The organism is Bradyrhizobium sp. 22 (assembly GCF_000482425.1).
Taxonomy (GTDB): domain Bacteria; phylum Pseudomonadota; class Alphaproteobacteria; order Rhizobiales; family Xanthobacteraceae; genus Bradyrhizobium; species Bradyrhizobium japonicum_B.
The window spans coordinates 3,613,969-3,625,862 of sequence record NZ_KI519399.1; the positions used below are offsets into that span (position 1 = coordinate 3,613,969).

7 protein-coding genes are annotated in these 11,894 nt (G+C 61.5%); 2 read left to right on the forward strand and 5 right to left on the reverse strand.

Annotated features, from left to right (window positions below; genetic code table 11):
- Positions 1-20: 20 nt before the first annotated feature.
- The 4 genes from K410_RS0118505 to K410_RS0118520 all read right to left on the reverse strand — a co-directional run bounded on the left by K410_RS0118505 (position 21) and on the right by K410_RS0118520 (position 7,531).
- Positions 21-2,453, reverse strand: a complete 2,433-nt coding sequence (locus K410_RS0118505; RefSeq protein ID WP_155253479.1) for an SIR2 family protein — start codon at positions 2,451-2,453, stop codon at positions 21-23.
- A 106-nt stretch (positions 2,454-2,559) separates the two neighbouring features.
- On the reverse strand, positions 2,560-5,535 hold the full coding sequence (gene uvrA / locus K410_RS0118510; protein ID WP_028136273.1) for an excinuclease ABC subunit UvrA: 2,976 nt from the start codon (positions 5,533-5,535) through the stop codon (positions 2,560-2,562).
- Between the two features lie 286 nt (positions 5,536-5,821).
- Positions 5,822-6,514, reverse strand: a complete 693-nt coding sequence (locus tag K410_RS0118515; RefSeq protein ID WP_028136274.1) for an outer membrane protein — start codon at positions 6,512-6,514, stop codon at positions 5,822-5,824.
- A gap of 237 nt (positions 6,515-6,751) precedes the next feature.
- Positions 6,752-7,531: an outer membrane protein gene (locus tag K410_RS0118520; protein WP_028136275.1), complete on the reverse strand. Its 780-nt coding sequence runs from the start codon at positions 7,529-7,531 to the stop codon at positions 6,752-6,754.
- Between the two features lie 445 nt (positions 7,532-7,976).
- Here K410_RS0118520 and K410_RS0118525 point away from each other — a divergent pair, with 445 nt between their 5' ends.
- Together K410_RS0118525 and gyrA are read left to right on the forward strand one after the other, a co-directional pair.
- Positions 7,977-8,474: a single-stranded DNA-binding protein gene (locus K410_RS0118525; RefSeq protein ID WP_028136276.1), complete on the forward strand. Its 498-nt coding sequence runs from the start codon at positions 7,977-7,979 to the stop codon at positions 8,472-8,474.
- A gap of 353 nt (positions 8,475-8,827) precedes the next feature.
- A complete protein-coding gene (gyrA, locus tag K410_RS0118530) occupies positions 8,828-11,560 on the forward strand; it encodes a DNA gyrase subunit A (RefSeq protein WP_028136277.1) in 2,733 nt (910 codons plus the stop codon).
- Between the two features lie 70 nt (positions 11,561-11,630).
- Here gyrA and K410_RS0118535 read toward each other — a convergent pair whose 3' ends face one another.
- Entirely contained in the window at positions 11,631-11,888 is a 258-nt protein-coding gene (locus tag K410_RS0118535; RefSeq protein WP_028136278.1) for a hypothetical protein, read from the reverse strand.
- Positions 11,889-11,894: the final 6 nt, after the last annotated feature.

Genomic DNA, 11,894 nt, shown 5'->3' on the forward strand with positions numbered 1-11,894 from the left:
GAGAGAAGAATCTTGAATGATCACTTTCCGATTCGCTTCTGGATCACGTTGATCTCTCTTATCATCGCACTAACATCCTCATGGGATTTGTTTTTGGCAGTCCATTCTTGAGCTTTCTTGAGCAGAGTCGCGCATCCGCCCGCGAACGATTGTTGTTCGATTGCCGACCAATGGTCAAAGTGCTTTGCGGCTAGACCGGCTAGTGCTCGACCGGCCTTGAACGGGTAATGGCGATTGTCGTCCTTGAAAATTTGCTTGAGGAGAAGGTTGAATCCAGATTTGAACAGACGAAATGCTTGATCTGGCCGATCAATCCAAGCCGCATGTTCGAGCTGAAATCTGGCGTAGTAGTTATCAATCCTAACCGTATTTGGACGGTTCTTCGAGTTCTCACGGGCATAAGCATTCTTGAACGCGGTTTCTGCGTCAGAAAATTGCGAAGCGATCGTGGATGCGATGCCGAGCTGCAACCAATAGTCGGGGTTGTTTCGGGTATCTCCTATCGGCCGAATAGTCTCGTAGTATTTCACAAGCATTTTCAGTTTGTTGCGCTCTGAAAATAGTGGCTCGATCACGTTGTATCGCGTCAAATTAAAGTAAGCGTCTCGAAATTCGGAATCAGAGTTTTGGTTCGCTACAGCCGCTTCGTAAATGTCTGCGAGACATTCGCAGATCGTTTCATCGTCAACATAGTTTTGTAGCATGAAAAGGCTGGTGACGTTCGTCCTTGGGCGAATTGAGGACGCATCCACGACGACAAAGTGTCTGATTTGATCGGAGTATTTCCGAAGAAGATCCCGGACGTTCCTTATCCGATAGAACGATTGCCAGTCGTTGATCCAGAAATTGTATCCTAGAAAGCTAACGATCAGAGCGGTAGTAAAAAAGCGCCTTGCGTCGACATTTTCACTGATGGGCGCCAGAATTGATGCAATTTCTGTTTTAACCTTTTCTGATTTTAGGATCTCTAGCAATAACCTATAGAGAGATCGATTGAGCGCCCCTGAAATGTACCCTCGTCGATGGCCAGGGGTGCGGCCAGCTAACTCTTTCGTCCACAATCCCGTAAAATTTGTAAGCTCTTCGAAATCTGCAATTTCCCTGTCCGCGAGTTGGTCAAGAACAATCTCGGGAACATGCGAAGACAACAGGTGTTCGCGGAGCAGGGGCCAGACTACCTCGTGAGTCGCTGATCTTTCCGTAACAACGAGTACATGATGGGCCGGTCGGCGCCGGATGTAGTTTCGCACCGTGTCGATATACTTGCCGTAGCCATCGACGATAAGGCAAACCTTTTCGTTGATCGTAGAAAGCCGATCTAGGTCAGACTCAAGCTTTCTACCGTCTTGTACCCAATAGACTTGATAGCCGGCCGAGATCAAAATCCTCGCGACGTCAAACGCAGCGAATGTTTTTCCGGACGCAAGGTCGCCGACAATTGCGAAGTCGCGGGCATCTCCGCGAACTACCGCTCGCGCGCAAGACTCAACTAGCGTGCGTGTCACATTAAAGGGGGTTTTGCCCACCACCAATGCGCCAGAGACGATCTCTGGGAAAGCGAGCGCTCCGTACACGAACTGTTCAAATATCTTTGCGGTTACCGGGCGATCCGCGTTTGCTCCCTTGAGTTCGCTTACCGGTGCAATTGAATAGAATGTCGGCGAAAGCTCCGACTTTTGGAACGTCTTCTTAGCCTCGGTAATCAAGTTGAAGAGTGACTCGATGCCGTCCGTGTTTACCGCGCCAAACGGCTCAAGGGTCGCAACTTCAACTTCGTCGGCATCGGGAGCGATGAAGAAAATAGTCTTGGCTTGCAGCGCCGTTGTGAGGAGTAGTCGGGCAATGTCGAGATCAGCCAAGCTGTAGCCGACAAATATGACCATCCGAGTTACGCGCAGATCATTTAAGAAGAACTGGCACCACTCCTTCTGTGATTCAAAATTTGAGTTAGCGTAACTATAGTCCGTGAGCCGGAGGTTTTCCGCGATGGTCTGCGGGGCAACAGTTTCGATTGAGCCATTTATATGGACGATTGCGCCGTCTGGAATCTCAATTGTCGGATCTTGAAGATTGTAGGATGCTCTTCCTCGTGAGCTATGCCGCGCGAACTCGATAGCGTTGTCATAGTTCGTCGTATAAATTCGTCGCCAAGGCAGCTTGTAAAAATCGATGAGTTCCTTTGACATCGAATGGACGGTTAACGCGTTCACAAGATATTCGTAAAGACGAGCAGACCCGAACTTCTTCACGTAGAAGCTCGAAATCTTCTCCAAAGGAAAGATCTTCCTGGTGCCAGTTTCAGCGTGTAGCTGTTGTTTTAAAACTTCACCGTTAGGTAGTGTGGCGCCATTTTTGTTCTTACACAGAAAAGAAAGGCCTGCGCCGACGAAGAGAATGGCGCTGCCTTCCAAAATAGCGTTTGTGAAAAATGGCCGGAAAGGCGCTTGGTCCACAGCAATCACTCCGGGCGAATAGATCTGAAAATTATTCGAATGAACCGTTCTTAGAGGCGGTTGTCAACCAGTGATAGAATTATATCAGTGAGGAGGCTCGTGAAAGTTACTCCGCCGCCTCGCTCGTACTCCGCCGCTTCGGCTTCCGTGCCTTCTTCAGCACCGGGTCCAAAAACTTCCCCGTATAGCTCCTTGGCGCCTTCACAATATCCTCCGGCGGCCCCCACGCCACGATCTCGCCGCCGCCGTCGCCGCCTTCGGGGCCGAGGTCGATGACCCAGTCGGCGGTCTTGATGACTTCGAGATTGTGCTCGATGACGACGACCGTGTTGCCCTGCGCCACCAGCTCGTGCAGCACCTCCAGCAGCTTCTTGACGTCGTGGAAGTGCAGGCCGGTGGTGGGCTCGTCGAGGATGTAGAGCGTGCGGCCGGTGGCGCGCTTTGACAATTCTTTCGCCAGCTTGACGCGCTGGGCTTCGCCGCCCGACAGCGTCGTCGCCTGCTGGCCGACATGGATGTAGTCGAGGCCGACGCGGTGCAGGGTCTGGAACGTCTCGCGCACGCGCGGCACCGCCTTGAAGAACTCGGCGGCTTCCTCGACCGTCATGTCGAGCACGTCGGCGATGGACTTGCCCTTGAACAGGACTTCGAGCGTCTCGCGGTTGTAGCGTTTTCCTTTGCAGACGTCGCAGGTGACGTAGACGTCGGGCAAAAAGTGCATCTCGATCTTGATGACACCGTCGCCCTGGCAGGCCTCGCAGCGGCCGCCCTTGACGTTGAAGGAGAAGCGGCCGGGCTCGTAGCCGCGCGCCTTGGACTCGGGCAGGCCGGCGAACCATTCGCGGATCGGCGTGAAGGCGCCGGTATAGGTCGCCGGATTCGAGCGCGGGGTGCGGCCGATCGGCGACTGGTCGATGTCGATGATCTTGTCGATGTGCTCGAGGCCCTCGATGCGGTCGTGCGGGGCTGCGCCTTCGCTGGCATTGTTCAGCTTGCGGGCGATGGCGCGATAGAGCGTGTCGATTAGCAGCGTCGACTTGCCGCCGCCGGAGACGCCGGTGACGCAGGTGAACAGGCCGAGCGGAATCTCGGCCGTGACGTTCTTGAGGTTATTGCCGCGCGCGTTGACCACCTTGATGGTGCGGCGATGGTTCGGCGGACGCCGCTCCGGCACCTCGACCTCGAGCTCGCCGGTCAGGTACTTGCCGGTCAGCGATTTCGGGTTGCGCATGATCTCGGCGGGCGTGCCTTCGGCGACGATGTTGCCGCCATGCATGCCGGCGCCGGGGCCGATGTCGAGCACGTAATCGGCGAGACGGATGGCATCCTCGTCATGCTCGACCACGACCACGGTGTTGCCGAGGTCGCGAAGTCTCTTCAGCGTGTCGAGCAGGCGGGCGTTGTCGCGCTGGTGCAGGCCGATCGAGGGCTCGTCCAGCACGTAGAGCACGCCAGTCAGTCCCGAGCCGATCTGCGAGGCCAGGCGGATGCGCTGGCTCTCGCCGCCGGACAGCGTGCCGGAGGAGCGGGACAGCGTGAGGTAATTCAGGCCGACGTCGAGCAGGAAGGTGAGGCGCTCGCGGATCTCCTTCAGGATGCGGCCGGCGATCTCGTTCTGCTGCGCGTTGAGCGCGCTAGGCACGGTCTCGAACCATTCGCCGGCCTTCCTGACCGACAGCTCCGAGATCTCGCCGATGTGCTTGCCGCCGACCTTGACGCAGAGCGCCTCGGGCTTGAGACGAAAGCCCTTGCACGCCTCGCAGGGCACGTCGTGGAAATACTTCGCCAGCTCCTCGCGCGCCCACTCGCTCTCGGTCTCGCGGTAGCGGCGGTTGATGTTGGTGATGACGCCCTCGAACGGCTTCCTGGTGTCGTAGGAGCGCACCCCGTCCTCGTAGGAGAACTTGATCTCGTCATCGCCGGAGCCGTGCAGGATGGCGTCTTTCGTCTTCTTCGGCAGGTCCTTCCACTTGGTGGTCAGGGTGAACTTGTAGTGCTTGCCGAGCGCGGTCAGCGTCTGCACGTAATAGGGCGAGGACGACTTGGCCCAGGGCGCGATCGCGCCCTTGCCGATGGCGAGATCCTTGTCGGGGATGACGAGGTCCTCGTCGACATGCTGCTCGACGCCGAGGCCGCCGCAGGCGGGGCAGGCGCCGTAGGGGTTGTTGAACGAGAACAGGCGCGGCTCGACCTCGGGAATGGTGAAGCCGGAGACCGGGCAGGCGAACTTTTCCGAGAACAGCATGCGCTCGGGGCCGCTCTTGTCGTGGATCTTGGCGGTCTTCTTCTTCTCCTCAGTGGGTGCGGCCGCGGGCGCGTCGGCGAACTCGACGACGGCAAGGCCCTCGGCGAGCTTCAGCGCGGTCTCGAAACTTTCGGCGAGGCGCTGGCCGATGTCGGCGCGCACCACGATGCGGTCGACGACCACGTCGATGTCGTGCGGGAATTTCTTGTCGAGCGTCGGCGCCTCGCTGAGCTCATAGAAGGTGCCGTCGATCTTGACGCGCTGAAAGCCCTTCTTGAGCCATTCGGCGAGCTCCTTGCGATACTCGCCCTTGCGGCCGCGCACGACGGGCGCAAGCAGATAGAGCCGCGTGCCCTCGGGCAGGGCGAGCACGCGGTCGACCATCTGCGAGACGGTCTGGCTCTCGATCGGCAGGCCCGTGGCCGGCGAGTAGGGCACGCCGACGCGGGCCCAGAGCAGGCGCATATAGTCGTAGATCTCGGTGACGGTGCCGACGGTGGAGCGCGGGTTCCTCGAGGTGGTCTTCTGCTCGATCGAGATCGCCGGCGACAGGCCGTCGATCTGGTCGACGTCGGGCTTCTGCATCATCTCCAGGAACTGGCGTGCATAGGCCGACAGCGATTCGACGTAGCGACGCTGGCCCTCGGCGTAGATGGTGTCGAAGGCGAGCGAGGATTTGCCGGAGCCGGAGAGGCCGGTGAACACCACCAGCTTGTCGCGGGGAATCTCGACGTCGATGTTCTTGAGGTTGTGCTCGCGCGCGCCGCGGATCGTAATTGCGCGCAGGCTCGAGCCCGCGTTCTGTTGTTGGCGCTTCGCCTTGATCACTTCATCCATCCGAGTTGCCCCTAGGGAATCCCATGGGTGCGCGACCGCGCCAGTAAAAAGGCGCGCTTCGTCCGGAACCGGGATCGGCGCCGATGGGGTTGTCAGCGAACGTAGGAAGAACGCGCGCGGATTTCCAGAGGGAGTTGCGAATCGTCAACGGAATGTTGGCACGCTGGCGGCATCTGGCAGCAGGCGCTGCACTGAACCGGCGCGTATTCGCCAAAACAACGTACCGCCAAAACAAAAAGGCCGGCGCGAGGCCGGCCTTTCGTGACGATGTGACCGTCGGTCGTGATCAGTACTTCGCAACCACCGGGCCACCGAAGTGATAGTTCACGCCGACCTGCACAGTGTGGAGGTTGAGCGTACCGGTGGGAATGGCGCCCGAGAAGTAGGTCTCGCCGTCGAGGCTGCGATAGAGGTACTCGCCCTTCACCGACCATTGCGGAGCGAAGTACGCCTCGACGCCCGCGCCGACGGTCCAGCCGGAGTGGAACTTGCTGTCGGAGGCCGAGAGGCCGCCCAGGGTGGCGGTGAGCTTGTTGTCGATCCAGGCGTAACCACCGGTGCCGTAGAGCAGCACGTTGTTGATGGCCCAGCCGATGCGGCCGCGCACGGTGCCCATGGCGTCGGTCTTGGAGGTCAGCGAGGCGGGGACGCCACCGACGCCGGCGACGAAAACCGTGCCAGCTGCCGAGGCGCTGACGTCAGCCCAGGCGGCATCGGCCTCGAGGCCGAACACGACGTTGCCGGTCTGCCAGTTGTAGCCGGCGGTGCCGCCGACGAAGCCGCCCTGCATCTTGGGGTCGCCCGAAGAGGCTTCCCAAGCGCCGCCACCGACGATACCGAGGTAGAAGCCGGTCCAGTTGTAGACCGAAGCCAGCGGAGCAACCGGCGCCTTGGTGTAGGGGCGAGCCGCGAGATCAGCAGCCGAAGCAGGGGCCGCCAGAGCGAACAAACAGGCCGAAGCCAACAGAACTTTCTTCATTTTCAACTTAATCCCAGTCCCAGTTTCTATTGTTGCCTTCCTGACGGAAGGGCAGCGGACTCAACGGCCCAACTGAGGCAGTGCTTACACCACTGAAGCCGCAAGTTGTGTCTCCGAGAAGCCACAGTGGTCGAAAAGGTGATGGTTACTGACTCATTACGGCTGCATATCTGATCTCCCGATGACAAAGGCCGGCGCGAGGCCGGCCTTCAATCATCGAACGATGTCAGAGAGATATCAGTATCTCGCGATCAGCGGCCCGCCCCAGCGGTAGTTCACCCGGATCAGGCCGATATCGACGTCCTGGCTGATACGATCGGAGCGTGTAACGGCGCCAAGCGGGGCCGCCAGCAGGTTGCCCGAACCGGTGAAAGTCATCGTGCGGTTGCCGAGGAAGATGTGGTCGTACTCGAGGCCCACCGTCCAGTTCGGCGCAAATCCAAACTCGATTCCTGCGCCCACAACGCCGCCCCAACGGGTCTCGTTGGCCCGGTCGAACTCGAGACCCGTGACGAGATCGTAGCTGCGGTAGCGGTCGCTGACGACGGCGCCGCCGCCTTTCACGTAGAGCAGCACGTTATTCCAGGCGTAGCCGACCTGGCCGGTGATCAGACCGAAGGCATCGATCTTCGAGCGATTGCGCAGGCCCGTGCCCACGAGCACCGTGCTGATGTTGTCGCCGGAGAAGTCGGCCCAGTTGCCCTGGCCTTCGAGGCCGAACACCCAATTGGTCGACTGCCAGCGATAACCGACCTGGCCGCCAACCGTGCCGCCGGTCGCGCTGTGACAGCCCTCGCCAACCAGGACGCCGGTCCCGGGCGTGACGAAATCCCAGCACTTGCGGCTGCTGCCGCCGCCGCCGTTGATGCCGACGTAGAAGCCGCTCCAGTCGTAGATGGCGGCGACCATCGGCGCCGGGGCCTTGGTGTAGGGCCGCGCGGCGAGATCCGCCGCGCTGGCGGGAGCCGACAGGCTCAATGTCACTGCACCGATGGCACCAATCAGAATCTTGTTCATTGCAGTCTCCCCAGTTTTCGCCGCTTCTCGCAGTCCCCGAAGCAGCGGATCAGGCGCGACGCCCTTATGATTCAATTACAGGGCGATCGTAGTCCCAAGACGGCGCCGAGTCCGTCTCTCAAATGCCACACTTGGCGGTGCCCGACAGGGGTCGCAACTTGCTCAATGTTAAGCGGTTTTGCCTGTTTACGGGAACCTCGCTCGGTTCCCGTCGTGGAACATTCCTTGGCGCCGGCGGGATGAATCCCAGATTCTGTCTCGATGGGCGATCGGGAAGAACAAATCTGGAACGTAGCGAAGGTCGATGCTATATGTGGGGATAACCCAGGGGGTGATGGGCTGAGGGGCGCCTGCGAGCGTATAGGGTCGCCCCAACAGGGCGCAGAGGAACGCGGGCAGCGCGCTCGGCCTTTGAAATCAGTGGCATTCGGAGTGGAGAGCGGCGATGGCGGGAAGCGTCAACAAGGTCATTCTGGTTGGAAATCTCGGCAAGGATCCTGAAATCCGCCGCACCCAGGACGGGCGGCCGATTGCGAATTTGAGCATCGCGACATCGGACACCTGGCGCGACAAGAACACCGGCGAGCGCAAGGAGAAGACCGAGTGGCACCGCGTCGTGATCTTCTCGGAGCCGCTTTGCAAGATCGTCGAACAGTATCTGAAGAAGGGCGCCAAGGTTTACATCGAAGGTGCGCTGCAGACCCGCAAATACACCGACCAGAGCGGTGTCGAGAAGTATTCGACCGAGGTCGTGCTGCAGGGCTTCAACTCGACGCTGACGATGCTCGACGGCCGCGGTGGCGGCGGCGGAGGCGGCAGCTTCGGTGACGAGCCGGGCGGCGATTTCGGCTCTTCCGGCCCCGTCAGCAGCGCGCCGCGCCGTCCTGTTGCCGCCGGTGGCGGCAGCCGCAACAGCGACATGGACGACGATATCCCGTTCTGAGAGCGGATCGGACGAGGGGGCGCTGGCCGGGTTCGGCGGCGCCTTTGCACGTCGTGTCAGCAAACCCTGCCAATTGACGGAACGGGCTCGGATTTCCGAGCCCGCTTCATGTTCGGGTTGAACTCGGCCCGCGCTCGGCAAAGCGGACTGATGGGCGCTCGCCGCGCGGGGGATCCATGTTGCCAGGGGCGATTTTGGACGACCTGTTCCAGGTTGATTCCGGAGGCTCCCTGCAACGCCGTAAGTCATTGGAAAAATAAGCGGAAAAAGCGCTTCCGAGTCCCCGCCAAGGGTGGTTATCAGGGGTGCGATGCGCTATATGATTCCCAGACAAAAACTCACCGGATTCCCCCTTGGCTGACGACGACAACAAGCCCGGCGACCAGCCGGCGCAACCCTCGGACATTCGCCCCGTCTCCATCTTCGAGGAGATGAAGAAGTCCTATCTCGACTACGCCATGAGCGTGATCGTGGCGCGGGCGCTGCCCGATGCCCGCGACGGTCTGAAGCCGGTGCACCGCCGCATCCTGTTCTCGATGAACGAGCAGGGGCACACGCCCGACAAGAAGTACGTCAAGTCCGCCCGCGTGGTCGGTGACGTCATCGGTAAGTATCACCCGCACGGCGATCAGTCGATCTACGACGCCATGGTCCGGATGGCGCAGGACTTCTCGATGCGCGTGCCGCTGATCGACGGCCAGGGCAATTTCGGCTCGGTCGACGGCGATCCCCCGGCTGCCTATCGTTACACCGAAGCGCGCCTGACAAAGGCGGCGCTGGCCCTGTTGGCGGACATCGACAAGGACACCGTCGACTTCCAGCCGAACTACGACAACAACGAGACCGAGCCGTCGGTCTTGCCGGCCAAGTTCCCGAACCTTCTCGTCAACGGTGCGGGCGGCATCGCGGTCGGCATGGCGACCAACATCCCGCCGCACAATCTGGGCGAGGTCATCGACGCCTGTGTCGCGCTGATCGACAACCCCGCGCTCACCATCGACGAGCTCATCAACATCGTGCCGGGACCGGACTTCCCGACCGGCGGCGTCATTCTCGGACGGCAGGGCATCCGCTCGGCCTATCACCTCGGCCGCGGCTCGATCATGATGCGCGGCAAGGTCGCGATCGAGACCTTCCGCAAGGAGCGCGAGGCGATCATCATCACCGAGATTCCCTACCAGGTGAACAAGGCGACGATGGTCGAGCGCATCGCCGAGCTGGTCAAGGAAAAGAAGATCGAAGGCATCGGCGACCTGCGCGACGAATCCGACCGCGACGGCTACCGCGTCGTCATCGAGTTGAAGCGTGACGCCGTTCCGGACGTGGTGCTGAACCAGCTCTACCGGTTCACGCCGCTGCAGACCAGCTTCGGCGTCAACATGGTGGCGCTCGACAGCGGCCGTCCGCGGATCATGCATCTGAAGGACCTGCTGACGATCTTCGTCGACTTCCGCGAGCGGGTCGTCACGCGGCGCACCAAGTATCTGCTGGCCAAGGCGCGCGACCGTGCGCATATCCTCGTCGGTCTCGCGATCGCCGTCGCCAATATCGACGAGATGATCCGCGTGATCCGAAGCTCGCCCGACCCGACCACCGCCCGCGACACCCTGATGTCGCGCGACTGGCCAGCCCGGGACGTCGAGGACATGCTGACGCTGATTGACGATCCGCGCCATCGCATCAGTGCGGACGGCACGATCCGGCTGTCGATGGAGCAGGCGAGGGCCATTCTCGACCTGCGGCTTCAGCGCCTGACCGCACTCGGCCGCGACGAAATCCGCGACGAGCTCGACAAGCTCGCCGGCGAGATCGCCGATTATCTCGACATCCTGCGCTCGCGCGAACGCGTGCTCGGCATCATCAAGACCGAGCTCGCCGAAGTGAAGGCCGAGTTCGCCACGCCGCGCCGCACCGTCATCATCGAGCAGGAGGGCGAGGTCGAGGACGAGGACCTGATCCAGCGCGAGGACATGGTCGTCACCGTCTCGCATGCCGGCTACGTCAAGCGCGTGCCGCTGTCGGCCTACCGCGCCCAGCGCCGCGGCGGCAAGGGCCGCTCCGGCATGCAGACCCGCGACGAGGATTTCGTCAGCCGGCTCTTCGTGGCGTCGACCCATACGCCGGTGCTGTTCTTCTCCTCGCGCGGCCAGGTCTACAAGGAGAAGGTCTGGCGTCTGCCGGTGGCCGCGCCGAACGGGCGCGGCAAGGCGCTGATCAACATCCTGCCGCTGGAGCAGGGCGAGCGCATCACCACCATCATGCCGCTGCCCGAGGATGAATCGACCTGGGGCAACCTCGACGTGATGTTCGCCACGACGGGCGGCAATGTCCGGCGCAACAAGCTGTCGGACTTCGTCGACGTCCGCCGCTCCGGCATCATCGCGATGAAGCTCGACGACGACGAGGCGATCGTCGACGTGCAGATCTGCACCGAGCGCGACGACGTGCTGCTGACCGCCGCCGGCGGCCAGTGCATCCGCTTCCCCGTCACCGACGTGCGCGTGTTCACCGGGCGCACCTCGATGGGCGTGCGCGGCATCGCGCTCGCCGGTTCCGACAAGGTGATTTCGCTGGCGATCCTGCGCCACGTCGAGACGACCTCGGACGAGCGCTCGGCATATCTGAAGATGCGCCGTGCGGTCGCCGGCGAAGCCGGGGCCGAGGAGGCGGCAGTAGACGCCGAGGCCGAGGAGACGTCCGGCAGCTTCCAGCTCGCCCAGGAACGTTATGCCGAGATGTCGGCGCAGGAGCAGGTCGTGCTCACGGTGTCGGTCAACGGCTACGGCAAGCGGACCTCGTCCTACGAATACCGCACCACCGGGCGCGGCGGCAAAGGCATCGTCGCCATGAGCGTTAACAACCGGAACGGCAACCTGGTCGCCTCGTTCCCGGTCGAGGACGCCGATCAGATCATGCTGGTCACCGACAAGGGCCAGCTGATCCGCTGCCCGGTCGAAGGCATCCGCATCGCCGGCCGCTCGACGCAAGGCGTCATCGTGTTCGACACCGCCGAGGACGAGCACGTGGTGTCGGTCGAGCACATCACGGAAGAAGCCGAGAGCGGGAACGGGACCAACGGCGAATAGGGAGCAGCGGCTGAGGCTTGCTGCCCCATTCGCTGTTCGCCGCCCATCATTCGCGGGCTGACAGGCCCGACTACGGCGTGCGGTTGGCGGTCACGAGGCGCGCCTCGCGGATCGTCGCCTTGGTGCCGGCCTTGCGCAGGCACGAGGCCTCGAAATTCGGCCAGGCCTGCTGCGAGCAGTCCTTGCCGATGGCGCGGATATCGAGCCGGTCGCTCTTGGCCAGCGGCTGCGGCACGCTGGCTTCGACCGCCGGGGCAAAGCCGGGCAGGAGCGTGAGGGCTGCGGCAACAAACGCCGAGAGTGCGATCGCTGAGAGAGCCTTGATCATTGACGG

Coding starts and splice junctions, on each gene's coding strand:
- uvrA (WP_028136273.1), bottom strand. CDS start 5,535: ATGGATGAAGTGATCAAGGCGAAGCGCCAACAACAGAACGCGGGCTCG.
- K410_RS0118515 (WP_028136274.1), bottom strand. CDS start 6,514: ATGAAGAAAGTTCTGTTGGCTTCGGCCTGTTTGTTCGCTCTGGCGGCC.
- K410_RS0118520 (WP_028136275.1), bottom strand. CDS start 7,531: ATGAACAAGATTCTGATTGGTGCCATCGGTGCAGTGACATTGAGCCTG.
- K410_RS0118525 (WP_028136276.1), top strand. CDS start 7,977: ATGGCGGGAAGCGTCAACAAGGTCATTCTGGTTGGAAATCTCGGCAAG.
- K410_RS0118535 (WP_028136278.1), bottom strand. CDS start 11,888: ATGATCAAGGCTCTCTCAGCGATCGCACTCTCGGCGTTTGTTGCCGCA.